The 23,119-nt window shown below is 55.7% G+C and carries 20 protein-coding genes and 3 pseudogenes; 12 read left to right on the forward strand and 11 right to left on the reverse strand.

What is annotated here, in order from left to right; all coding sequences use genetic code 11:
• Together grxD and AC1965_RS09920 are read left to right on the forward strand one after the other, a co-directional pair.
• Positions 1–363: a Grx4 family monothiol glutaredoxin gene (gene grxD, locus AC1965_RS09915; RefSeq protein WP_483883711.1), complete on the forward strand. Its 363-nt coding sequence runs from the start codon at positions 1–3 to the stop codon at positions 361–363.
• 90 nt (positions 364–453) lie between these two features.
• Positions 454–971, forward strand: a pseudogene (locus AC1965_RS09920) (transposase); the annotation flags it as partial.
• A 75-nt stretch (positions 972–1,046) separates the two neighbouring features.
• Here the strand turns inward: AC1965_RS09920 and AC1965_RS09925 are convergent.
• Positions 1,047–1,265 (reverse strand): annotated as a pseudogene (locus tag AC1965_RS09925) (helix-turn-helix domain-containing protein); the annotation flags it as partial.
• Between the two features lie 350 nt (positions 1,266–1,615).
• Between AC1965_RS09925 and AC1965_RS09930 the strand changes: the two are divergent.
• Complete coding sequence (locus tag AC1965_RS09930) at positions 1,616–2,710, forward strand: serine hydrolase domain-containing protein (protein WP_483883712.1); 1,095 nt, start codon at positions 1,616–1,618, stop codon at positions 2,708–2,710.
• Between the two features lie 97 nt (positions 2,711–2,807).
• Here the strand turns inward: AC1965_RS09930 and AC1965_RS09935 are convergent, their stop codons facing one another.
• From AC1965_RS09935 to AC1965_RS09955, 5 genes are all read right to left on the reverse strand, one after another.
• Positions 2,808–3,800 carry a P1 family peptidase gene (locus tag AC1965_RS09935; protein ID WP_483883713.1) on the reverse strand — a complete coding sequence of 331 codons (993 nt, stop codon included), beginning with the start codon at positions 3,798–3,800 and terminating at the stop codon, positions 2,808–2,810.
• A gap of 54 nt (positions 3,801–3,854) precedes the next feature.
• Positions 3,855–4,670: an ABC transporter permease subunit gene (locus AC1965_RS09940; protein ID WP_483883714.1), complete on the reverse strand. Its 816-nt coding sequence runs from the start codon at positions 4,668–4,670 to the stop codon at positions 3,855–3,857.
• A gap of 89 nt (positions 4,671–4,759) precedes the next feature.
• A complete protein-coding gene (locus AC1965_RS09945) occupies positions 4,760–5,680 on the reverse strand; it encodes an ABC transporter permease subunit (protein WP_483883715.1) in 921 nt (306 codons plus the stop codon).
• 61 nt (positions 5,681–5,741) lie between these two features.
• On the reverse strand, positions 5,742–7,277 hold the full coding sequence (locus tag AC1965_RS09950; RefSeq protein WP_483883716.1) for a glutathione ABC transporter substrate-binding protein: 1,536 nt from the start codon (positions 7,275–7,277) through the stop codon (positions 5,742–5,744).
• 59 nt (positions 7,278–7,336) lie between these two features.
• Positions 7,337–9,169 (reverse strand): ABC transporter ATP-binding protein, encoded by a 1,833-nt coding sequence (locus tag AC1965_RS09955; protein WP_483883717.1) that lies wholly within the window; start codon positions 9,167–9,169, stop codon positions 7,337–7,339.
• A gap of 216 nt (positions 9,170–9,385) precedes the next feature.
• Between AC1965_RS09955 and AC1965_RS09960 the strand changes: the two genes are divergently transcribed.
• Positions 9,386–10,327 carry a LysR family transcriptional regulator gene (locus AC1965_RS09960; RefSeq protein ID WP_483883718.1) on the forward strand — a complete coding sequence of 314 codons (942 nt, stop codon included), beginning with the start codon at positions 9,386–9,388 and terminating at the stop codon, positions 10,325–10,327.
• Here the strand turns inward: AC1965_RS09960 and AC1965_RS09965 are convergent.
• On the reverse strand, positions 10,293–11,117 hold the full coding sequence (locus AC1965_RS09965; protein ID WP_483883719.1) for a M55 family metallopeptidase: 825 nt from the start codon (positions 11,115–11,117) through the stop codon (positions 10,293–10,295). The two genes, AC1965_RS09960 and AC1965_RS09965, sit on opposite strands and share 35 nt — an antisense overlap.
• 161 nt (positions 11,118–11,278) lie before the next feature.
• On the opposite strand from AC1965_RS09965, the gene AC1965_RS09970 reads away from it, so the two are divergent.
• Together AC1965_RS09970 and AC1965_RS09975 are read left to right on the forward strand one after the other, a co-directional pair.
• Positions 11,279–12,208 (forward strand): isoaspartyl peptidase/L-asparaginase family protein, encoded by a 930-nt coding sequence (locus AC1965_RS09970; protein ID WP_483883720.1) that lies wholly within the window; start codon positions 11,279–11,281, stop codon positions 12,206–12,208.
• 130 nt (positions 12,209–12,338) lie between these two features.
• Positions 12,339–12,556: pseudogene (locus AC1965_RS09975) on the forward strand (DDE-type integrase/transposase/recombinase); the annotation flags it as partial.
• 88 nt (positions 12,557–12,644) lie between these two features.
• On the opposite strand, the gene AC1965_RS09980 reads toward AC1965_RS09975, so the two are convergent.
• A complete protein-coding gene (locus tag AC1965_RS09980) occupies positions 12,645–13,520 on the reverse strand; it encodes a sterol desaturase family protein (RefSeq protein ID WP_483883721.1) in 876 nt (291 codons plus the stop codon).
• Positions 13,521–13,666: 146 nt separating this feature from the next.
• Between AC1965_RS09980 and AC1965_RS09985 the strand changes: the two genes are divergently transcribed.
• Together AC1965_RS09985 and AC1965_RS09990 are read left to right on the forward strand one after the other, a co-directional pair.
• Positions 13,667–14,272 carry a TetR/AcrR family transcriptional regulator gene (locus AC1965_RS09985; protein WP_483883722.1) on the forward strand — a complete coding sequence of 202 codons (606 nt, stop codon included), beginning with the start codon at positions 13,667–13,669 and terminating at the stop codon, positions 14,270–14,272.
• 1 nt (position 14,273) lies between these two features.
• Positions 14,274–15,329, forward strand: coding sequence for an alpha/beta hydrolase family protein (locus AC1965_RS09990; RefSeq protein WP_483883723.1), 1,056 nt, complete (start codon positions 14,274–14,276; stop codon positions 15,327–15,329).
• Positions 15,330–15,732: 403 nt separating this feature from the next.
• On the opposite strand, the gene AC1965_RS09995 is transcribed toward AC1965_RS09990, so the two are convergent.
• The 3 genes from AC1965_RS09995 to AC1965_RS10005 form a co-directional block, all read right to left on the reverse strand.
• Positions 15,733–16,578 (reverse strand): sterol desaturase family protein, encoded by an 846-nt coding sequence (locus tag AC1965_RS09995; protein WP_483883724.1) that lies wholly within the window; start codon positions 16,576–16,578, stop codon positions 15,733–15,735.
• A gap of 45 nt (positions 16,579–16,623) precedes the next feature.
• Positions 16,624–18,036, reverse strand: a complete 1,413-nt coding sequence (locus tag AC1965_RS10000; RefSeq protein ID WP_483883725.1) for a multicopper oxidase family protein — start codon at positions 18,034–18,036, stop codon at positions 16,624–16,626.
• A 74-nt stretch (positions 18,037–18,110) separates the two neighbouring features.
• Positions 18,111–18,482, reverse strand: a complete 372-nt coding sequence (locus AC1965_RS10005) for an SHOCT domain-containing protein (RefSeq protein WP_483883726.1) — start codon at positions 18,480–18,482, stop codon at positions 18,111–18,113.
• 242 nt (positions 18,483–18,724) lie between these two features.
• On the opposite strand from AC1965_RS10005, the gene AC1965_RS10010 reads away from it, so the two are divergent.
• The 4 genes from AC1965_RS10010 to AC1965_RS10025 all read left to right on the forward strand — a co-directional run bounded on the left by AC1965_RS10010 (position 18,725) and on the right by AC1965_RS10025 (position 23,117).
• Complete coding sequence (locus AC1965_RS10010) at positions 18,725–19,111, forward strand: DUF302 domain-containing protein (RefSeq protein ID WP_483883727.1); 387 nt, start codon at positions 18,725–18,727, stop codon at positions 19,109–19,111.
• Between the two features lies 1 nt (position 19,112).
• Positions 19,113–19,793 carry a TVP38/TMEM64 family protein gene (locus tag AC1965_RS10015; protein ID WP_483883728.1) on the forward strand — a complete coding sequence of 227 codons (681 nt, stop codon included), beginning with the start codon at positions 19,113–19,115 and terminating at the stop codon, positions 19,791–19,793.
• Between the two features lie 69 nt (positions 19,794–19,862).
• A complete protein-coding gene (locus AC1965_RS10020; RefSeq protein WP_483883729.1) occupies positions 19,863–22,196 on the forward strand; it encodes a heavy metal translocating P-type ATPase in 2,334 nt (777 codons plus the stop codon).
• A 267-nt stretch (positions 22,197–22,463) separates the two neighbouring features.
• On the forward strand, positions 22,464–23,117 hold the full coding sequence (locus AC1965_RS10025; protein WP_483883730.1) for a DMT family transporter: 654 nt from the start codon (positions 22,464–22,466) through the stop codon (positions 23,115–23,117).
• The last annotated feature ends 2 nt before the right edge of the window (positions 23,118–23,119 follow it).

Here is a 23,119-nt window from a genome sequence, read left to right on the forward strand (position 1 = left end):
ATGAGCGATGCCGCAAGCCGGATCAAAGAACAGATCACCAGCAACGACGTGGTGCTGTTCATGAAGGGCACCAAGGAAATGCCGCAGTGCGGGTTTTCCAGCCGCGTGGCCGGGGTGCTGAATTACATGGGTGTGGAATTTGCCGATGTGAACGTATTGGCCGATGATGGCATCCGCCAAGGGATCAAGGATTTCTCGGATTGGCCAACGATTCCACAGCTATACGTCAAGGGCGAGTTTGTCGGTGGCTGTGACATCATCACCGAAATGACCCTGTCGGGCGAGCTGGATGCGCTGTTTTCCGAAAGCGGCGTGACGTTCGACAAGGACGCGGCAGACAAAATCCGCGAAGCCAACGGGTAAGCAGACCTGCTGACGCTAAAGAAGATCTCAGACACCTCGGATGGGCACGCCCGCCGGGGTGATTTGTTTTGGTGCTGACTGCGGGGAGTGTGGGGCTGGTTTTACCTCAGCACGATCCTGGACGATTACAGTCGGCACATCGTTTCGTGGAACCTCTGCACGACGATGCGGGCTGAGGATGTGACAGAAACGCTGGACTTGGCGCTGCAAGCGTCGCGTTGCGACCAAGTGCATGTTGTCCACATACCACGCCTGCTGAGCGACAACGGGTCCAGTTATGTCTCTGGGGAGCTGGCGGAGGCAGAGGCATGAAGCACTAGCGTGGCGCGCCTTACCACCCACAAACCCAGGGCAACATCGAGCGCTGGCACCAGACCCTGAAGAACCGCATCTTGCTGAAAAACTACGTCCTGCCCGGTGATCTTGAAGCCCAATGAGAAGCCTTCGTCGACCACTACAATCACCAGCGATATCACGAGACCCCGAATAACGTCACGCCCGCTGACGTCTACTTTGGCCGCGACAAAGCCATTCTAAAACAACGGGAACGGATCAAACGTACGACACTCGAAACGCGACGCTTGCATCACAGACAAAGCGCCGCATAATCAAACCAACCAGATGAGCCAAACCCTCTCTTAGTTTAAGCCACTCTTGGACCCAAAAACTCTGGCGACAGACAGTAGCTGCTTCAGCGTCCGCCGCTGCTTGCGAGACTTGCATACCTCCGTCTTCAACCAGCCAGCCACTTTCTCCGCGTAAGGATCAAGGTTGCTCTGCCGCTCTGGCGTCATGAACTGTGGCTCGATCGTGCCCGCGTTCAGATATTTTGTAATCGTATTGCGCGACAAACCAGTGCGTCGCGCGATTTCACGGACCGATAGTTTCTCCCGCAAAGACATCCGTCGAATAATATTTCCAAAGTCCCATGTGTATCACTCCGCCGCTCCCCGTTGCGCATCGCGCTGGGGGAAGGGTCACATGGCTCAAATCTCAGTGGAAATCATACTGCTATCCGGCTCAATTCTGCGCGGAAATCTAAATAAATTGTTTCGTATATTCATTTACCCGTCATCTTTGTTAGGCAGAATGTACACAAATTGGAGGCGTCATAGGAGGCAGGTCATCCGAAAAAATAGAATGTCACCAGCATCCAAAATATCCGGTTCTTGCAATGGTATTTGCTTAGTTGAGTTTTACACAGAATAGGCTGAATAGTATTGCGCACCTGACCCAAACGGAAATTTATACTATGTTAAATTCATTGAAAATACTCCTTTGCAGCTTACTGGCAATCATACTCCTCGCGGCAGGCTATTCTGCTCTGCCACGTGTCACGGACCCTGATCCGGCCTACGGCGTAGAATTGAAAAAATCAGACATTCTCTCGACAGAGGTTGTGGCTGCAATTGACGATCATTTTGAAAATGACAGCACCCACATCGACGTCATCATGGCAGTGCAGAACAACGAATCTATTTATGAATATGGTGATGTCACACGCATCATGAATGGTGCGTCCACCCGCAAGGCCGTGTTGAGCCTGCTCTATGGTATTGCAATTGACCAAGGGCTGATCGACCTAAATATGACGCTGGCGGAGCTTAATATTGATGAAAACACACCGCTAACGGACCAAGAAAAAACCGCGACCATTCGCGACTTACTAATGGCTCGCTCTGGTATTTATCTGCCCGCCGAAGGGGAGCATGACAGCCAAATCACAGATCGCCCTGCACGTGGCTCTCATCTGCCTGGCGAGTTCTTCTTTTCCAACAACTTTGATTACAACGCGCTTGGCACAATCTTCATACAGGAAACCGGCCAATCGATTGGCCAGTTTATGCAGGACAACCTTGCAGAACCCCTTGGCATGCAGGATTTTGACGCAAATAACGTCGTGATGGGTGATCCATGGTTTATGCCAACCAATGGCTCTCAACACGATATGTATTATATGTATACAAGTGCGCGCGACTTTGCCCGGATCGGTGCAATGGTGGCCAATAATGGGATGTGGGATGGCAAACAGGTCGTGCCTGCAGACTGGATTACGCTCAGCACGTCTCCGCTAAGTGCTTTGAACAACAGCGGTCGGTATACCGCATCGGGATACATTTGGTGGATCGATGAGAACAGTAACACGGTTTGGACGGACGGCTACGGGGGTCACTATATGCTGATCGATCCAGCGAGAAACCTAACGGTCGTTCAGCGCACATTTAGCGGCAACTCTTTGCTGTCGACTGGCCTTTGGCTCGCAAAGTCTGATCGTAACGCCGCGCATCCCAAATACATGTTTCATGCCTACACGATGATGATTGAGAAGCTGGATCAGCTAAAATAGAGGCGATGTCTAAATCACCCCTTTTTGCCGGCCGCTCACACTGAAAAGCAGGATGGAGCATCAAGAACAAAACTGACCTGAGCCCCAAGACGCAAGTCTACTTAAATTTCGCCTGCCTAACTTCCGCAACAGGATGCTGCCTCTCGTCAGGTTGCACCCCGAACTTGGGTAGAACGCTGCCGTCCCAACCTTCGAACGGCACGCTCGCATTCAAAGCATTGATAACGGCTTCCTCCACCAAATCGGCAGTTGCGAGAAAAAAACCGTCAAGACGGTCATTGCGCAAGTGCTCTGCTGGGGTAACCGATCTTTTGGCCGAATAATCGGTCATGTTTTTTGTCGAAACAGCAACGGCGATGTCCCCACTGCCATGACCGTAAAAGCTGCCCAACCGGCCCAGTCCCGCAGCCGAACGGCGGGCAACGCGGGAAAGCTGATTGGAATTTAGCGGCGCATCCACAGCGATGACAATAACGATCGATCCCTTGTCTTCAACATGGGGAAGTTCGCCAAGGCGCAGCCCGCCCTCCTTGTCCCGCATCTGCCTGGGATCACCAAAATTAGCAAGAACCAGCGCCCCGATGGTAAAATTGCCGGCATCTTCGATATGCACCCGACGTGATGCCGTGCCGATACCACCTGCATGGCCAAAGGTACGCATGCCAGTGCCTGCCCCCACGGTCCCCTGTTCTACTTCGGGCGCACAGGCTTGCAGGGCGTCACGAGCCATCTGCCTGTCCACGCCAATCTTCTGGATATCGTTCACTGATCCGTCGTTGCATTCCAACACAAGCGGGTTGACCGTTGGATGACCGCGCCCGATCCGAGGGTTTTCAGCGATGGCGCAGTCAATCAATTCCTGTGCGCAGGCATGAACACCAAAAGTGTTGGTCAGGAGTAAAGGCGTTTCGATCTCTCCCAGTTCGGCAAGCTGGGTCAGACCCAATGCCTTGCTAAAGCCATTGATGATAGCACAGCCTGCAAAGGGCCTCTTTAGATAATGATTGCCGTCATGAAACCTGATTGCCGTCACACCCGTTCGGGCTGTGCCGCGCAGGTTCTGCGTATGGCCGACTTTTACACCATCCACATCCGAAATGCGGTTATTCGGCCCCGGTAGAATTGAATATTTTGTCATGGTATCCTAGTTTAGGTCGATCTTGGGGTCCAATGCATCGCGCAAACCATCACCCAATATATTGAAACTCAGGACAGTAAGAAAAATTGCCATCCCCGGAAAGAACGTAACGTGCCATTCACCGGCCATCATATATTCTCGGCCCGTAGAAAGCATCGCACCCCATTCGGGGATTGATGGTTCAACCCCTAATCCGATGAAACTCAGGCTTGCTGCTGTCAGGATCGAAGTACCCATACGCATGGTAAAGTAGATGATCACGTTTGATGCGACCCCGGGAAGAATGTGACGGAACATCAAAACGCTGTTTGACGCGCCCACCGCACGCGCACTTTCGACATATGTGGCTTGTTTCAGCGCCAACGTCCCACTGCGCACGATCCGCGCAAAGATCGGCACACTGAAAACCGCGACCGCAACAATCACATTACCCAGACCCGGGCCCAGGATGGCGACGATCCCAATGGCCAGCAGGATACCGGGAAAGGCGAACAAGACGTCGCATATTCGCATGATAAATGCGTCGATGTAGCCACCGTAAAAGCCGGCAATCAACCCAAAGGCCACGCCGATCAACGCACCGACTGTCACCGACGTAAATCCGATGAAAAGCGAGAGCTTGGCCCCTTCGAGCAAACGGGCAAGGATATCGCGTCCGAATTCATCAGTACCGGCCGGGTGTAGCAGGTTGGGTTTCGACAAGATGTTATCATAGTCGAAATCCTGTGGCCCAAAGCTCAGCACATAAGGTGAAACCACGGCCGCAACCAACATGAGTAAGATGAACGACCCGGCAACCAGCGCTACACGTTGGTTGCGCATCTTGCGCACAAACTCACTTAGCGGTGAACGTACCGAGAGCTTTCTGGGCAGAGGTGTATCTGTAGTAACCGACATATCGACGTCCAAACTTATTTGTATCTGATTGTTGGATTGATCACGGCATATAGCACGTCGACCAGCAGGCTAATCAGCAGAAATTGCAGAGAAAACAACAGGATCTCGGCCTGAACCACCGCGTAATCGCGATACTGGATTGCCTCAATCAAGATCGAACCAAGTCCAGGCCAGCGGAATACGCGCTCGACAACGATCGACCCGCCCAGCAAAAAGCCAAATTGCAGACCAATCATTGTGACCACAGGGATCAACGCATTGCGCAGCGTGTGCTTCCAAACGACAACCTTTTCCGACAGTCCTTTGGCACGTGCAGTGCGCACATAATCTTCTCGGTTAACATCAATCATAGCGGACCGGGTAAAGCGCGCCATTACGGCGGCCACGCCCGAACCCAAGGTGATAGAGGGGAGCACAAGATCAATCGGTTCGTCGAATCCACTGGTTCCAAACCACCCGAGATTCACCGCAAAGATTTCAATCAGCAAAAGCCCAAGCCAAAAGTTTGGCATCGATATTCCTGAAATCGCAAGAACCATGCCAGCATTATCAGCAATAGAACCGCGTCGTACCGCCGAAAAAACCCCGAGCAGCAACCCAATGACCAAGGACCAGCCCAAAGCCGCGCTTGCCAGCCAGAATGTTGGCCAAAACGCGCGCCACAATACCTCTGCTACAGGTTCTTGAGTTCGAAAGGACGTGCCAAGTTCGCCTTGCAGAACGTTGCTCACGAACCGCAGGTATTGCATGATCAGCGGATCATCCAGGCTGAGAGACCGACGCACCGCTTCCACATCTGCAATGGTTGCGGTTTCGCCCGCAATCATACGAGCGGGGTCGCCAGGCAGCGCATGCACGAACAGAAACACGAACACAGAAATCAGAAAAACGACTGGTACAAGAGAGAGTACCCGTCTCGAAATATACTGAAACATTCAGTTCCACTCCTAACTGTTGGAGCCGCCTACGAAGAGGCGGCTCCTTGACCGGATTTAGTTATTTAAATTCGGCGTAGTTATAGGAAAGGTGACCGTCCGGCGTGATAAACAGACCATCTACCTTTTCGGACTGCGCGCTTAGCACATTGTCGGTCCCAAGCCATACAACAGGCGCATCTTTCCAGATATGTTCCTGCGCGATCTTGTAGGCTTCGGCGCGCTTCTCATTATCCGCAGTGTTCAATGCTGCCTGGATGTTTTCCTCTACGGTAGGGTTCTCATAGAACGCCATGTTGTAGATCTGCGGAATCCAGCCTTCTTTGCCATATACAGGGCGGATATGCCAATCGGCGTCACCAGTAGAGGGCGACCAACCACCGATAACCATATCGTATTCGGCCTCTTCAGGGCTTTCGATCCGAAATACTTTTTGTGATCGTGTCGCGGATTCCATAGGCACAATTTTGGCATTCACGTTAATCTGCGAAAGCTGCTGTTTCAGGAATTGAAGCAGACGAACACCTGCGGTCGAGTTCTGCCCCCAGATTTCCACGTCCATACCATTTTCATACCCCGCTTCCTTCATCAGGGCGCGGGCTTTTTCGAGGTCAAAGTTATACGGCTCCTGCGCGGAATAATGTGCTGTATTCGGGGCAATAGACGAGGTCGGCTCCGCCCCGTGACCAGAATACATGACCTTGACAAAGGCCTTGTTATTGAAGGCGTAGTTAAAGGCTTGGCGCACGCGGACATCTTTGAACTTGTCTTTGAGCAGGTTCATGGACGCGGTCCAGACGCGGATGCCGTCTTTCTCATTTACAATATACCCATCGGCTTCCTTCACGGCCTCGGCCAGTTCAGGTGGCAGCGTAAAGACATATTGCACTTCGTCTGATCTCAGCATCGCCACACGTGTGCCGCTTTCGGATACCGGGAAAAGAGTGACCTTATCGACCTTGGGCCAGCCTTCTTCCCAGTAGTCGTCATTCTTCACCATGGTGATCCGCTCACCGGGAACCCATTCAGAATACTTAAAAGGCCCGGTCCCTACGGGGTTTTTCGATACGTCCTTGCCCCATTTTTCCAATGCGGCAGGGCTATGCATGACCACCGAAGGGTGGGCAATGGTGGCGATCATGGCGCCAAACGGTTCTTTCAGGATGATCTTGACTGTTTCGCTGTCGATCACCTCGACGCGATCTACGTTCTTCATCAAACTGTTACGTTTCAGATTGAGCGACTGATCCGCCATGCGCTCAATATTTACTTTCACAGCGTTAGCGTTGAAATCGGTGCCGTCATGAAACCTGACACCTTTTCTCAACTTGAAAGTGAATTCGGTGGCCGCCTCGTTTGCTTCCCAGCTTTCTGCCAGTTCGGGAACAATGTTGAGGTGCTCGTCAAAACCGATCAGGCGCTGAAATATCCCCCCCTGCGCGATATAATCGATCGAGTTATTGGAATCCTGCGGGTCGAAATGGGAAATGGTCGCATGAATTGCAATATTCAGATCTTGCGCCAAGACCGCGGTTGAACTCAACAGTCCGGCGCTCAGCGCACAGGCCATAAGGCTGGGTTTAAGCCATATATTCATTGTTATTCCTCCTAAGTTGGTGATTTGGTCGTTTTTTTTGTTTGGTAATACTTGTCCGCTCAGTAGCGGCCACCGACACTGTGTTGGGCCACAAGATGTCCCGCCGCGACCTCCACAAGCGGGGCGACCTGGGGCGCATCATCAACAGACCTGATCGGGCTGGGCATTTCGCTCTGATCAAGCATGGTTGGTTTGCGGACGAACAGTGGGTCGGGGACCGGTGCAGAGGCCAGCAGATGCTTGGTGTAGGCATGTTGCGGGCTTTCAAATACCTGCCGGCGGGTGCCTATCTCAACAATTTGCCCAAGATACATCACGGCCACCCGGTGGCTCATACGTTCGACGACCGCCATGTCATGAGAGATGAACAAGAAGCTGACGTTGAACTGTTTTTGGATGTCCATCATCAAGTTGATGATCTGCGCCTGAATTGACACATCCAGTGCCGAAACGGACTCGTCTGCGATAATCAACTTGGGATTTGTGCTTAGCGCGCGGGCAATGCAGATACGCTGCCGCTGCCCGCCTGAAAATTCATGTGGATAGCGCTGCGCGGCCTCGGGTGGCAGACCGACCTGCTCCAACAGCCAGGCAACACGATCATCTACATCACGTCCCTTGGCGGTCTTGTGAACCAACATCGGTTCGGCAATTGAAAAGCCCACCGTCAGGCGTGGGTTAAGTGACGCATAGGGGTCCTGGAAAACCAGCTGGATATCCCGCCGCAACAGCTGCATTTTCTGGTGTGTTAGCCGGGACATATCCTGCCCATCGAAAATCAGCTTGTCGCACTGGGCTTCGACCAGCCGCAGGATCGATCGTCCCGTTGTTGACTTGCCGCAACCGGACTCGCCAACGATTGCAAGTGTCTCTTGGGGCCACAGGTCAAAATCCAGTTTTTCTACCGCATGAACACGGGAGCGCACCTTGCCGAAGAACGAGCGGTCTACGTCAAATCGGGTGGTTAGGCCCCGCACACTCAAAAGCGGCTGAGACGTTGCGTCAGCGACCGGCGCGATCGCAGGTCCATGAGCGCCGGGCGACGCTCCAAAAGGCAGCGGTCCGTCAATGCCCCGCATAGAACCAAGCCGGGGCGCCGCAGCCAAAAGAGACTTTGTATAAGAATGCTGGGGGTTTGCGAAAATTTCGGCGACCGGTCCTTCTTCGACCTTCTCGCCGCGATACATCACAATCACCCGGTCAGCAATTTCTGCCACCACGCCCATGTCATGGGTAATAAACAGGATGGTCATCCCGAGGTCTTTTTGAATTGTCCGTAGCAACAGCAAAATCTGTGCCTGTACAGTCACATCAAGTGCTGTGGTTGGTTCATCCGCGATCAAAAGCTGCGGCTGACAACACAGCGCCATTGCGATCATGACGCGCTGACGCATACCCCCCGATAGCTGATGCGGATGTCGCTTCATCACGGTGCTGGCATCTGGGATGCGAACCGTTTGCAGCATATCGATCGCAATATCATATGCCTTGTCGCGGCTGACATCCTGGTGCGTCATGATTGCTTCCATGATCTGGTCACCAACAACAAAAACCGGGTTCAGCGATGTCATGGGCTCCTGAAATATCATCGCAATTTCGTCACCACGAATGGACCGCATGCGGTCATCGCTCAGGCGTGCCAGATCGACTGCTTCGCCGGATCGCAAGCGGAACTGCATCTGTCCCTTGTCGATGACACCGCCGCCGTTCTCGACAAGACGCATCATGCCGAGAGACGTGACAGATTTACCCGATCCGGACTCGCCGACGATGGCAACCGTCTCGCCGTGCTTCAATTGGAAGTCCAGCGATTTGACGGCCTCGATACGTCCCGATGACGTTTCGAACGAGACACAAAGATCCCGTATTTCAGCCAACAGCTGGTCTTCCATAATCGCCTCCAAAACTGGGTAGTCGCCGCTTTCGAGATCGGCTGCCCTTGATAATTTGAAGGAGCTTACGCACAGGAAGATCGGCTTGACCAAAGCCGTTAGCACATGAACTATGCCGATTACGCATAGTTGGTCACCTTGGCCGAACTAAAGTGCTTTACTGCCCCATGCGACGATCAACCAATTGGTTTCGCTAGACAAACAAAGGTAAAATGAATGGAAATAAAGTGGATCGAAGACTTCCTGTCTTTGGCGCGAACACATAATTTCTCACGCTCTGCGGAAGAGCGGAATGTCACCCAACCTGCTTTTGGTCGCCGGATTCGGGCACTGGAACGGTGGCTTGGAACAGATTTGGTAGACCGGCGAACCTATCCAATCACGCTGACGGTCGATGGCCTTCAGTTTCGAGAAACTGCAAGTTCGGTTCTAGCTGAGCTTTACCGTAACAAAGCCGCATTTGCGAAATCCACAATTGATTTCAAACCTGACATAAAGATTGCCGCCGCCAGTAATCTTGTCCTTACCTTCCTGCCTGGTTGGTATTCTAGACTGGCGACAACGATGCAGCCCTTCACGCTGCGCGTCGGGACTGAAAAGTTTCATGACATGATCGACGACCTGACAAGCGCCGAAATTGATCTTGTCGTACAATATTACCACCGCGAGGTGCCGCTGCTGATGGACACCAACCTTGTCGAATGGCTGACCCTCGGGACGGAACGCTTTCGGCTATACTCAACCACCGACGAAGCCGGCAAAGCGGCGCACAATCCACACGGGGACGTTCCCATTCCCCTGTTAGCCTATTCCAACGATGGCTATTTTGCCCAGATTACATCATGTGTCCTCAAGAACTCTGAAACAGACATGGCGCCGCGTAACCACGTTGTTGAAAGTCCGACCGCTGATTTCCTACTCAAATTTTCAGCGACCACCTCCGGTATCCTTTGGCTGCCCGAAAACGGCGCAAAACAGGCCGTTAAGGATCATACACTGATCCCGGTTGGTGATGGGGTCTGGGATACTGAAATGGAAATACGTATGTTTTTCCGGCGCAACGTCGCAAATCCGCTGACCTCGAAAATCCTAGATGTCTTGCGTCGGACCACCAAATCCGCCCTCAAGGCTTCGCTGCAGGAACCATCAATGAAATAGCGGCAAGTGTCTGAATGGCACTTGCCCAGTCCTCAGACACAAAAGACACCGTTTCAGCCGCTTCACGTTTGATATTCGAGATCATCGTAGCGCAATCCGCCAGATGCTGACTTCTCAGTTCGACTATCGCATTCAACGGCAGCGCGATCGGGCTGGACGGACGGGTACGGCCGATATTAGACACTGCATGTTTTACGCCGTCCTCGATCAGCAGACGGGATTTTTCAGGCGACAGCGAATTGGCACTATAGGCCCCCACAGCATCTTTCACCCGAATGAACCGCGTATCAGGGAATTGATCAGCGATTTCCGCCTCGTAGAAATTGTCACCACTGGTCGCCAGAAACGGTACACCCAGTGATGCCGCATATCCCGCGAAAAGTGTTGCCTCTCCAACGCCAACACCATTCATCGTGATGCTGCGAAAGGCCGCGCTACTGATGGTATGGGCAAACTGTCCGAACGCCCCCGCACGGGCGTGCCAGCCAATCAACACGATACCCGCGCAACCTTCATGCACCCCTTCGATCATCGAAAACGGCCTTGGCTTGCCCGAGATCAAGCGCGCCCCGGGATGCAGGTCTTCGCAGATCATGTTGCACATAGATCCATGTGAATCGACAATCGTAACCTTGTCGGCCCCAGCCGCAAATGCGCCGCGCGCAGCGGCGTTCGCCTCCCCAGTCATCAAGCGGCGCGCAAACTCGTATTCGGGGTTACCCTTTGATTGTTGCACCCGCTCAGTGACGCCAGCGACACCTTCAATATCTACGGATATTAGAATTTCCATCTGCCTCACTCCGATCCAGATCCAATGCAGAATTTAGCCTCTGTTCAGGCCACAACGCCAATGCCAATTGCACACTTGCCATGTCGAGTTTGCATTGGGTGCTGATAGGCATCTGTGTAAACATCGACCCAGCTCCGGTGACCAACTGAAAGGACCTTCGTATGTCAGAGCAGGAATGGGCAATCGCGCTGCATGGAGGTGCCGGTCAAATTTCGCGCGATCGGATCACCCCTGAAAAAGAGACCGTATTTCGAGCGGCCCTTGCTCGGGTGCTCGAAATTGGAACGACGCTGCTGGACCAGGGCGCGGATGCCCTGGACGCTGTCGAGGCGGTGGTAAAGGCGTTGGAGCTCGACCCGCTGTTCAATGCCGGTCGCGGTAGTGTTTTGACCAGCGACGCTACCTTTGAGCTCGATGCGGCAATAATGCGCGGGTCCGACCTGCAGGCCGGGGCGGTCATCAACGTCGGCCACATCGCCCATCCGATTTCGCTGGCGCGATGTATTCTTGAAAACTCTGACCATGTCATTTTAGCCGGAGATGGTGCAGAAAGATTTGCCCTTCAACACGGTTTCCAAATGGTCGGCCCCAGTTATTTCGACACCCCGCACCGGCGCGAGCAACTTATGCAGGCAAAGGAAGCGGCCACAGTTTCGCTAGATCACAGCGATTTCAAATATGGCACGGTTGGGGCTGTCGCGCGCGATATCCGGGGGACCCTCGCCGCGGCAACGTCAACCGGTGGCATGACGAACAAACACCCCGGCCGCGTCGGTGACACGCCACTGATCGGTTCAGGCACCTATGCGGACAATGCCACATGCGCAGTGTCAGCTACAGGTCACGGCGAAGCGTTCATTCGGATGTGCGTTGCTCGTGATATTGCCGCGCAAATTGAATATGGTAACGTCTCGTTGGCTGATGCGGTACACAAGAAGGTCTTTGTCGATCTGCCTAAAATTGATGGCTCGGGCGGCGTAATTGCCGTCGGAAGGACTGGATTGCCCATACTGTCATTCAACTCCAACGGCATGTTCCGTGCAAAAGCCGGACAGGGCAGCCAACCTCTAATTGCAATTTTCGGTGATTGATACGAACCGCACCAACTATCACATCTTGCAGATCGTTGTTGGTTGAACGGATTACGCCGCCGGGCGAAGTTTGAGATACCAATGCGATAAACGTCAGCAGCGTCAGTATAGATTGAGGCAGTGCCAAGGTGTTGGCCGGGAAGCGATCAGGCTTTGGGTCAATCGCTTTGGTCGGCATTTCGCAGATTGCATCCGTCGGGATCGACCGCGACCGAACGCGGCAAGAGGCACCTGGACGAAGGTATGATCACAATCCGTGGCAAAAAGCACCGGCTGTGGCGCGCGCTCGACGCCAATGGCGACGTACTCGATTATCTTCTTGAAACGCGTCGAAACGCTAAGGGTGCAGAAAGCTAGAGTAGAGGTCACGGCGAAAAAGGTGGTTTCTGCCAGTGTCAGAAACGCGTTCCAAAATCCATGTTTTCAAGCTGTTCTGCTATTTGTCCTGCGATCTGAAATAAATCGGACGCCAGGTCAGACGCCCAAAGCAGATGCGCAACCGATCGTTCCATGTCCGGCACCGGCGCAGGTCGCGCAGGATGTAGCGGTATTCGATGAAGTTAATTGTGACCGGATTGTTGGTCTCGATGTTCTCGGTCAACCCATAGATGACCGCATCTTCCTCGCGCTGGAACGTGCCGAACAGCTTGTCCCAGATGATCAGCACGCCACCGTAATTCTTGTCTAGGTATTTTCGGTTCGATCCATGATGGACGCGGTGGACCGAAGGGGTGTTGAATACCTCATCCAGCCAACCCAGTTTGCGCACGCGCTCAGTATGAACCCAGTGCTGATACTGCGCCACCAGAACAAGGCCGATGATGGCCTGAAACGGGTTGAACCCCAGCAGAATCATCGGGATCAGGAATATCCATTCGAACAGACCCTCGATCCAACTGAGCCGAAAGCCGACCGTCAGGTTATAGTCCTCTGACGAATGGTGAACGCTGTGACTGGCCCAGAGGATGCGACGCTCGTGCTCGATCCGGTGCAGCCAATAGTAGGTAAAATCCGCCGCGACAAAGGCGATGATCCATGTCCACCAGAGCATCGGGATTTCCCAAGGCACCAGCCAATAAAATGGCAGCAGTCCGATCAGTCCGATTGACGCAAACACGGTTCCCTCAAGCACCTGCCCGACAACGAAGATTGCGCAGTTCGCCGCCGTGTCCTTCCAACGCCGCTCCTTGTGGGTGATCAGATCGAGAATAACTTCTCCGACTGTAAGGGCCAAGTTTATCAGAAATATCGCGCCGACGATGGCCATCAATGACGAGGTGGCAAAGGTATCTACGATCGCATCAATGGTCATGCCCGACACTCCTCATCCGAACGAAAGCCGCAGGCAAAGCCGTGAACCCCGGGTTTGTGCATTTTCATTTCCGCATACCTCTGCTATTGATTCGGTGAACGACTGTTCACTGGATAGTCTGCACATGTGCGAATGAAAGGGTCAACATGGTAGATGAGGTGCCCCAGCGGACCAACCGCGACGAAACGACACGCGCGCGCCGCGCACTGCTGGTCGAGACGGCAATCACCTGTTTTGTCGAAAAGGGGCTTGCCCGAACGGGAATGCGCGACATCGCGAAACACGCTGGGGTGAGTGTCGGGAACCTCTACAACCACTTTCCGGGCCGTGACGATCTGATCGCCGAGATTGCGCAGATCGAAACGGCAGGAGTGGATGACATCGTGGCGCAAGTCGCCAAATGCGCCGACCCGCACAAGGCCATTGATACCTTCGTCAAAAGCTACTTTCTGTATTGCGCCGACCCCGTTTCGGCGGTCCTGACCGTCGAGATCACTTCCGAAGCCCTGCGCAATCCGGCGATAGAGGACCTGTTCAGCGGTAACCGGGCACTGCTGGTCAATACGCTGACAAAGGCGCTCTCGCAAAGCAGCGCAGACGCCAACCGCGCACCAGAGATTGCCGGTCTGGTCATCGATACTATCGAGGGGTTCGCGCTGCGGATCGGGCTGACCGGAAAAAAGCCACGTAAGCGAGATGTCGAGGCACTGATGTCCTTTGTGCGTAACGCCCTGACGCCCGGTGTTATCTGATATGCGCCGTTTGCTGTTGATCTCTGCCGGTCTTGGCGCAATTGTCTTGTTCGGTCTCGGTTCAATCGTCGCATTTTCGCGCATCACCGATTTTGAGTTGCCGGCGGTTGCGCAGCAAACCGTCTCGTTTAGCGACAGCGGCAACAGGCTGGAAGGAACGTTGATCACTGCGTCTGTCGATGGTCCCACCGTGCTTTTGATCCATGGCGACGGCGCGCAGGACCGATGGTCCGCCGATGGATATCTGCCGCTCGTCAACACGCTGCTAGACGCCGGAGTTTCGGTGTTCAGTTGGGACAAGCCGGGTGTGGGTGCTTCCACGGGAAATTGGCTGCATCAGTCCATGACCGACCGGGCCAATGAGACTGTTGCCGCCCTCGCCGCGGTGCGGCAGGTCGCGGGCTTCCAAGACCGCACCATCGGTCTGCTTGGGTTTTCACAGGCTGGCTGGGTTTTGCCGCGCGTCCCCGCGCTGACGGATGATGCCTCATTTCTGGTCTTGATGGGCGGCGCTATCAACTGGCAGGCTCAGGGGCGATACTACACCACCATTCGGCTAACGCGCGAAGGTCAGACATCGGCGCAGATCGCGGCCGAACTGCCGCGACAAGCGCAGGAACAGAGGGAGTGGTTCGGGTCCGACGCAACATATGCGGATTACCGCGCTGCAATTCGGCCGAAGAACAGGTTTCTGTCAGCAGACAGGTTTCGTTTTGTGCAATTGAACTACAGGGAGGATGCCCGCGACAACATCGCCAAATTGGCCTTGCCAATTCTGGTTCTGTCAGGTGCCGAAGACCTTAACGTTGACCCGCAGGAAACCATCGCTGTCTACACGCAGCTTTTGAAAGCTGTGCATCCGCTTAGTGCATTTCATCTTGTGCCGAACGCGACCCATTCGCTGATGTCGGCCAGCTATCTTAACTACCAACTGCCGGATCAAATTCCGCTTATGGCGCAGGCAAGGTTCATCCTGGCGGGGCGTGATGCCTACGAGGGGGATGTTCTGAAAACCGTTACTGACTGGATTTTTGACGTTTCGCAGGCTGCGCCATGATGATGCGCCCCCCCCGCGTGCAGCGGTCACATTCTACGCTAACAAAAACCTCACTCAAAACCTAAGCCGTTGCTGAAGGTTTTTGACACTGCTCCTGATAGCAGACATTCAGCAAACACGCAGCATCAGCGATTTTGGGCTCGAACCAGACCTTCTCTGCGCAGTGCATCAGGGCCGGAAGTGCGGGACAAAGTGTGAATTCGCTGCGCTTGCGCCAATGTCTGCTTTTTGCATGTTGGCTCGCTAAAGTTCGACTGAGCTTTGTTTCACTGGGATGGATCGAACAACGGGTGAGTTCGTCATGCCGACTGGCATACAGGCAAGTCTTCCGTTTCCTACGTTCTGTCTTTCCTCGAACAGTTTAGACAGTTGATGGTCAAGACACGACCGGCGGCAATTTCGGTTAAGATTTCTTTCGCGTATCACGATTGATCGGATAGCCGCTTGCCGGGCCTTTGACCGGCTGAACCAGCATCCGATCGAGCCATAGGTCACGCGTTGTCCGGAATTGTTCGATCCCGATCGACATACCATCGTGCCCGGCTTTTGGCTGCGCCTTGTAGGTCCCAAGCAACCTGTCCCACCAAGGAAGGTTGAAGCCAAAATTGCTGTTAGTCTCCTCCGGTATGATCGAATGATGGACGCGGTGCATATCTGGCGTGACCACAACCAAGCGGAGGAAACGGTCGACAAGTATCGGCAGCCGGATATTGGAGTGGTTGAACATCGCAGTTGCGTTCAACAGGACCTCGAAGATTAACACTGCCACAGCAGGCGGGCCCAAAGCCATAACTACAGCCAGCTTGATCCCCATCGACAGCAAAATTTCAACCGGATGAAACCGCAAGCCCGTGGTGACATCAAACTCGAGGTCAGCGTGATGCATACGGTGCAACCGCCACAACACGGGCACCGCATGGAACATGACGTGCTGCAGATAGATGGCCAGATCAAGCACGACGATCGAGACCAGAACCGCAACCCACCCCGGCGCTTCGATGACATTGAACAGCCCCCAGCCGCGGTCCTGAGCGATCATGGCCAATCCGACTGCGAGGATCGGGAAACTCAAACGCAGGACAATAGTATCGATTACAACGAGGGCCATATTGTTCGTCCAGCGGATCACCCGCGGAATTTCTCGCCTGCGCCGGGGTGCTGCAAGTTCCCATAGGGCCATCGCCACCAGAACGCCGAGAAACACGATGAGGCGTAGTTGCGGTTCACTGACAAGAAGGGGTTCAGTCATCGGTTCTGTTGGAGCTTTCGTATTGCAGTCCGCACGGTGCGAACGTCAGGTAACGGTGAACTGGCCCATCATACCAGCATCTTCATGCTCGAGGATATGGCAGTGAAACATGAACGGTGTCTCGCGGCTGGCGGGCTGATCGAACCGGGCGAGGATCTCGGCCTCGCCAGGCACCAGTACGGTGTCTTTCCAGCCGGTGTTCTCGGGTCGCGGAGGGCCGCCGTTCTCGGTCACGACCCTAAACCGCACACCATGGACGTGAAACGGATGCGCGACCATGCTGCTGCGGATTTGCCAGCGTTCCACGGTTCCTCGGGCGACCTCGAAATCGATCCGGTCCATCTCGTAGGGGCGCCCGTTGATGGCAAAGCCACCGCCGCCCATCATCATGCCGCCCATGCCCATGTCGAGCGAGACCTGCCTGGTGGTTGCAATCTCGGCACCCGACAGGTCCTCGGGTGCACCGTCCAGTTGGTCTGGCAGGCGAATAATCCGCGTGGCGAGCGTCGTGTCAGTGTCGAACTGCAGGATGCCGTAGGCTTGGCCCGGATCACTCATCAATATCGGCGCTTTGTCTCCGGCGAAATCGACAAGGATCTCGGCCCTTTCACCGGGCGCAAGGCGCAGAGTGTCGATTGAAACAGGCGTAGGGAGGAAACCGCCATCCGTCGCTACCAGATGCATCGCGCGCATATCGTCGAAAAACAGCGTGTAGATGCGGGCATTCGAGCCGTTGAGCAGGCGTAAGCGCACGATCCCCTGCGGCACGACGGCCGTCGCGCCCGCCTGACCATTGACGAGCATCCGGTTCCCGGCAAACCCGTGCATTACGTCCATCATGGACGGGTTATAGACCATGCGTCCCGATGCATCGAAGCGTCGATCCTGTAAAACGAGCGTCAGATCGTCGATCCCGTATGTGGAGGGCAGACCGCGCGCATCGTCCTGCCCGTCCGTCACGTGGATGACCCCGGCCAGTCCATAGTAAACCTGCTCTGAAGTTCGTTCATGGATGTGCGAGTGATACCAGATGGTTGCCGGATCCTGTGCAATTGTCATCTCGGGCTGCCATGTGCCACCGGGTGCAATCGCAAGATGGGGGCCGCCGTCATGCTCTCCGGGGGCCAGAAGGCCGTGCCAATGCGTACTGATGGGCTCGTCGAGAGTATTCTTCACCTCGGCCGCGAGATCGCCGTTTTGCATCAGGATGGTCGGGCCCAGATACCCCTGATTGTAGCCCGCCGTCGGTGTGGCAGGCCCGCCGAAAAAACTGCTGCTGCCTGACGTCGTCGTCAGGGACAGCCGCCCCGTCGCCCGCGTATCAAGAAGCGGCGGCATGGCGAGGCGCGTTTGCGGCGTTTGCCCTTGTGCAAAGGCGCGTTGGGCTGGCGTTTGGGAAAGGACGCCAGCGGTCAGGATCGCTGCGGAGGTCGAAGTCAGGAACTTGCGTCTTTTCATGCTGATCTTTCAAGGCTGGGGTAGAAGTGTCGCTACGGTCGCGCTCGCCATGAAAGGGCAGAACACATCACGTATCATTCAGCCAGAAGCTTCTTGCGTTCAGTGAATTCGGTAGAATCGATCTCACCCTTGGCATAGCGCTCCTTAAGAACAGACAGGGCTCGGTCATGCGCCGCATGACTTTTCGAAGCGGGTCCGGTCGCGCCGGACAGCCCCAGGAGATATATGATCCCCGCAACGATCCCGACAACGATCAAAATCATGAAGATCGGCCCAAGCATCATTCCAAACCCTCCCCACTGGCTACTGCCCCACATCATGTCATGTCCATGATCGTAAAAGCTGTTTCGACCCGGGATTTCCCCGACCTCTGCCATCGCCGACGTCGCGGCGACGCTGAGCGCACCCGCCATGCCCGGGACAATCGCCTTATTCCTAAATTTCATCCTGTAACTCCTTTTGCGCGGCATCGACTGCGACCACCTATTCCGCTTTGATTATATGAGCGAAACGGCGCGCAGACCTTGATGTGTATCAAGAAGGCAGTGACAAAGTACTATAGCATGCAGCGCAGATACACAGGCGCGGATCGCGCGACGACTCCACTGGGATGGCCGCGCTTGAGCCATTTCGATGCAGCCTTTCCAAGTCAGCGTCTTCCAAACCCACCAATAAGGATATCATTGCAGTGAGCTACACCATCAATCGCAAATTCAAAGACTCGACTTTCGACAACATTGACGCCCGCACTCGCCAAGCCCTTGCGGACCACGGCTTCGGCGTACTGACCGAGATCGACGTCAAAGTGACGATGAAAAAGAAGCTCGATGTCGAGATGCCGTCCTATCGCATCCTTGGTGCGTGCAACCCGAAAATGGCCTACTCTGCCATCGAGATCGAGCCGCGGGTCGGTGCGATGCTTCCCTGCAATGTCATCCTGCGCGAGGTTGAGGGCGGCGTTGAGGTCAGTGCCGTCGACCCGGTGGCGTCGATGCAGGCGATAGAAAACGCTGACCTGACGGCCGTCGCGGGCGAGGTCCGTGACCTTCTGGTGAAGGCCGTAGAGGCGATCTGAGATGAGTCTGCGCGCGGCGATCCTCGCAGCGTTGGCGATCCTCGGGATCGCCCTGCTCGCCGTGTGGCTGTTCGCGCCATCGTTGTTAACCCAAGCACGTGGGCTGCTGGACGCCGAGCGTCTCGATATGCTGGTGGCGCGCGCAGGCATTTGGGGGCCCGTCGTGATCGTCACGCTTATGACCGTCGCGGTCGTGGCCAGCCCGATCCCGAGCGCGCCGATCGCGCTGGCAGCCGGGGCCGCCTACGGACATCTTTGGGGGACGGTGCAGGTCGTGATCGGTGCCGAGCTCGGGGCGCTGATCGCGTTCGGCTTGGCGCGAATTCTGGGGCATGATGTCTTGCGACGGGTGTTTGGCGATCGGGTTGATGCCGGTCTGCTCGGGTCCCAAACCGCATTGACGGCGACAGTCTTGGCCAGCCGCCTCATGCCATTCGTATCATTCGATATAATCAGCTACGCGGCGGGGCTTAGCAAACTGCACTCCTGGCGCTTTGCGCTTGCAACACTGGCTGGCATCATTCCGGCCAGCTTCCTGCTCGCCCATTTCGGTGGCGAGGCGGTCAGCGGCGATTTCGGACGGGCGACATGGGCGGTGCTTGGCCTTGGGCTTTTGACGGGTTTGCCGCTGCTCTGGGTGGGGCTGCGGAAACAGCCTGAAAAAGGCACGCCCGACTACTAACGGAAATGACTTGAGCTTCCAGCCCCTGGAGGCGTCATATTACGATAGAATCAGAAAGGTTCGCACACCATGAACCACGATCACCATCACACTGCGTCCGAAATACCGACAGGAACCGAGACGGCGAAGGACCCCGTTTGCGGGATGGAGGTCGCGGTCAAGCCCGACGGGCGACACGCGGATTTTGAAGGCGAGACTTTCCATTTCTGCTCTGATAAATGTCAGACCAAGTTCAAGGCCGACCCGTGGCACTACGCCTCGGGTCGGGCCGCTAAACAGACAAAGGCGGCACCCGCCGACGTCCAGTATACCTGCCCGATGCACCCCGAGATTATACGTGATGCGCCTGGGGCCTGCCCGATCTGCGGCATGGCGCTGGAGCCAATGGTTCCCTCGGACGAGCCAAGCGAGGAGCTGACCGATTTCACCCGCCGGATGTGGATCTCGGCGGCTGCGGCGGTGCCGCTGATCGTCCTGACGATGGGAGGAATGGTCGGCCTGCCGGTGCGCGACTGGATCGGGCATCAGATGACCAGCTATCTGGAATTTGTGCTGGCCACGCCAATTGTGCTTTGGGCAGCATGGCCATTTTTCAAGCGGGGCTGGGATTCCGTTGTGAACCGCTCGCCCAACATGTGGACGCTGATCAGCCTTGGTGTAGGGGCGGCATACCTCTATTCAATCTTCGCAACCTTCCTGCCTGGCCTGTTCCCCGAGCAGTATCGAATGGGCCACGGCGTCGGCACATACTTCGAGGCGTCTGTCGTGATTGTGGCGCTGGTCTTTGTCGGTCAGGTGCTTGAACTGCGCGCCCGTGAACGCACAGGTGATGCGATCCGCGCGCTTCTGGACCTCGCACCTAAAACCGCGCGGCGTATCTTGCCGGACGGCAATGAATACGACGCGCCACTGGAAAACATCATGGAGGGTGATCATCTGCGCGTGCGCCCCGGCGATGCGGTGCCGGTTGATGGAACGGTGGTCGAGGGGCGTTCCAGCTTGGACGAAAGCATGCTGACCGGCGAGTCCATGCCCGTCGAAAAGGGTCCGGGCGACGCGGTGACTGGCGCCACAATCAACAAGAACGGATCACTGGTGATCGAAGCGGGCAAGGTCGGCGCAGATACTGTGCTGGCGCAGATCGTGACCATGGTGTCGAACGCACGGCGGTCACGTGCCCCAATCCAGGGACTGGCGGATCGGGTCTCGGCCATATTTGTCCCGACGGTTGTGGGGACTGCGACCTTTGCCTTCGTCATGTGGATGATTTTTGGCCCCGAACCCGCACTGGTTTTTGCCATCGCTTCAGCGGTCTCGGTGTTGATCATCGCCTGCCCTTGCGCGCTGGGATTGGCCACGCCGATCTCGATCACCACAGCGGCAGGACGCGGAGCGCAGGCGGGCGTGCTGGTCAAGGACGCCGAGGCGTTGGAACGCATGGCAAGCGTCGATACGCTGATCGTAGACAAGACTGGCACGCTGACCATGGGCAAGCCGACGCTGACCGACACGGTGGCGCTGGGGGATATAGCCGAAACAGACCTGCTGTCGCTGGCCGCGGCACTTGAACGCGGGTCCGAGCATCCTCTGGCCGAAGCGATTGTCGAAGGGGCCGAAGCGGCGGGCGCAGCGCGTCAAGATGCCACCGACTTTGAGGCCATCACTGGCAAGGGTGTGCGCGGACAGATCGGCGGACGCGCCGTCGCGCTTGGCAACACCGCGATGATGCAAGAGATGGGGCTGGACACGGGCGCGGCCGAGGCAAAAGCCGATGCCCTGCGCGCCGAGGGAAAGACGGCGATGTTCATCGCGGTCGACGGGGCGCTGGCGGGTATCGTGGCCGTGGCCGACCCGATCAAGGACAGCACCGCGCAGGCGATAAAGGAACTCCACGCCCAAGGGCTGCGCGTCATCATGGCGACGGGCGACAACGAACGCACGGCGCAGGCGGTGGCGGGCAAGCTCGACATCGACGAGGTGCGTGCGGGCGTCCTGCCGGAAGACAAGAAGGACCTGATCGACCAATTGCGGAGGGACGGCCACAAGATTGCCATGGCAGGTGATGGCGTGAATGACGCGCCCGCGCTGGCCGCTGCCGATGTCGGCATTGCCATGGGCACCGGTGCCGATGTGGCAATGGAAAGCGCCGGGATCACCCTGCTTGGCGGCGATCTGATGGGCATCGTGCGGGCGCGCAAGTTGGCGCGGGCGACCCTGCGCAACATAAAGCAGAACCTGTTCTTCGCCTTCGCCTACAACACGCTTGGCGTGCCCATTGCAGCAGGTTTGCTTTACCCCGTCACGGGCCTTCTACTCTCACCGATGATCGCGGCAGCCGCGATGAGCCTGTCGTCCGTCTCGGTGATCAGCAACGCGCTGCGTCTTCGGCGGGTTGATCTTTAGACGAGAAACACTGTGGAAGAGCTAAGGCCGACATTCGCCGCGTTGCAGAATCTTTGCGGAGAGGGCTGTTTGGAGACGTTCGCTGCAGACCGGCCCGATGGCGGCTCTGCGGACCAAGCGGCCATTCGCTGTAACCGTACGAATGGCTGGTTGTGACGGGTATCGATTGACAGATCTGGGCAGTTTCGGCATCGCACTCGAAAGCCCATGGTAATGAAGCGCATCTCACCAATTATTGCCAAAAACCACATCAGAAGCGGAACAGCTATGACCACGAAAATTCTGATTGATCGTAGAATGAACTTGCTCGGGAGCATCTGGATGGTCGCGGCGATGGCTATATTTGCCATTGAGGACGCATTTGTGAAAGCGGCATCCACCACGCTGTCGGTCGGGCAGATCTTGATAATCTTCGGTTTGGGCGGGGCTGCTGTGTTTGCGGGTTTGGCACGCTTCAATAGCGAACCCCTATTCGTGCAAGATGTCGTATCGCGCCCGATGCGCATCCGCGTGGTATTCGAAATTGTCGGCCGCTTATTTTATGTCCTTGCCATTACGTTGACGCCATTATCCGCCGCGACGGTTATCTTGCAGGCAACCCCGCTGGTGGTTGTCGCTGGTGCCGCATTATTTTTCGGCGAAAAGGTCGGATGGCGCAGGTGGTTTGCGATCTTTGTCGGTTTGATTGGTGTGGTTATTATTATTCAGCCGGGTACAGACAGTTTTTCGGTGCTGTCGATTCTTGCGATTGTCGGCATGTTTGGTTTTGCAGGGCGTGACCTTGCGAGCCGTGCGGCCCCCGCCACGCTTAGCACAAATATCCTCGGCTTGTACGGCTTCCTGTCGATTGTGGTCGCTGGCGGGGTTTTCTCGATCTGGGAAGGTGCGATATTTCTTTTCCCTGACATTGAGACGTCCTAGGG

This window comes from Sulfitobacter sp. KMM 9851 (genome assembly GCF_057178245.1).

Coding starts and splice junctions, on each gene's coding strand:
- AC1965_RS09945 (WP_483883715.1), bottom strand. CDS start 5,680: ATGTTTCAGTATATTTCGAGACGGGTACTCTCTCTTGTACCAGTCGTT.
- AC1965_RS09995 (WP_483883724.1), bottom strand. CDS start 16,578: ATGACTGAACCCCTTCTTGTCAGTGAACCGCAACTACGCCTCATCGTG.
- AC1965_RS10005 (WP_483883726.1), bottom strand. CDS start 18,482: ATGAAATTTAGGAATAAGGCGATTGTCCCGGGCATGGCGGGTGCGCTC.
- AC1965_RS09990 (WP_483883723.1), top strand. CDS start 14,274: ATGCGCCGTTTGCTGTTGATCTCTGCCGGTCTTGGCGCAATTGTCTTG.
- AC1965_RS10000 (WP_483883725.1), bottom strand. CDS start 18,036: ATGAAAAGACGCAAGTTCCTGACTTCGACCTCCGCAGCGATCCTGACC.
- AC1965_RS10020 (WP_483883729.1), top strand. CDS start 19,863: ATGAACCACGATCACCATCACACTGCGTCCGAAATACCGACAGGAACC.
- AC1965_RS09970 (WP_483883720.1), top strand. CDS start 11,279: ATGTCAGAGCAGGAATGGGCAATCGCGCTGCATGGAGGTGCCGGTCAA.
- AC1965_RS09980 (WP_483883721.1), bottom strand. CDS start 13,520: ATGACCATTGATGCGATCGTAGATACCTTTGCCACCTCGTCATTGATG.
- AC1965_RS09950 (WP_483883716.1), bottom strand. CDS start 7,277: ATGAATATATGGCTTAAACCCAGCCTTATGGCCTGTGCGCTGAGCGCC.
- AC1965_RS10015 (WP_483883728.1), top strand. CDS start 19,113: ATGAGTCTGCGCGCGGCGATCCTCGCAGCGTTGGCGATCCTCGGGATC.
- AC1965_RS09930 (WP_483883712.1), top strand. CDS start 1,616: ATGTTAAATTCATTGAAAATACTCCTTTGCAGCTTACTGGCAATCATA.
- grxD (WP_483883711.1), top strand. CDS start 1: ATGAGCGATGCCGCAAGCCGGATCAAAGAACAGATCACCAGCAACGAC.
- AC1965_RS09940 (WP_483883714.1), bottom strand. CDS start 4,670: ATGCGCAACCAACGTGTAGCGCTGGTTGCCGGGTCGTTCATCTTACTC.
- AC1965_RS09960 (WP_483883718.1), top strand. CDS start 9,386: ATGGAAATAAAGTGGATCGAAGACTTCCTGTCTTTGGCGCGAACACAT.
- AC1965_RS09985 (WP_483883722.1), top strand. CDS start 13,667: ATGGTAGATGAGGTGCCCCAGCGGACCAACCGCGACGAAACGACACGC.
- AC1965_RS09965 (WP_483883719.1), bottom strand. CDS start 11,117: ATGGAAATTCTAATATCCGTAGATATTGAAGGTGTCGCTGGCGTCACT.
- AC1965_RS10025 (WP_483883730.1), top strand. CDS start 22,464: ATGACCACGAAAATTCTGATTGATCGTAGAATGAACTTGCTCGGGAGC.
- AC1965_RS09955 (WP_483883717.1), bottom strand. CDS start 9,169: ATGGAAGACCAGCTGTTGGCTGAAATACGGGATCTTTGTGTCTCGTTC.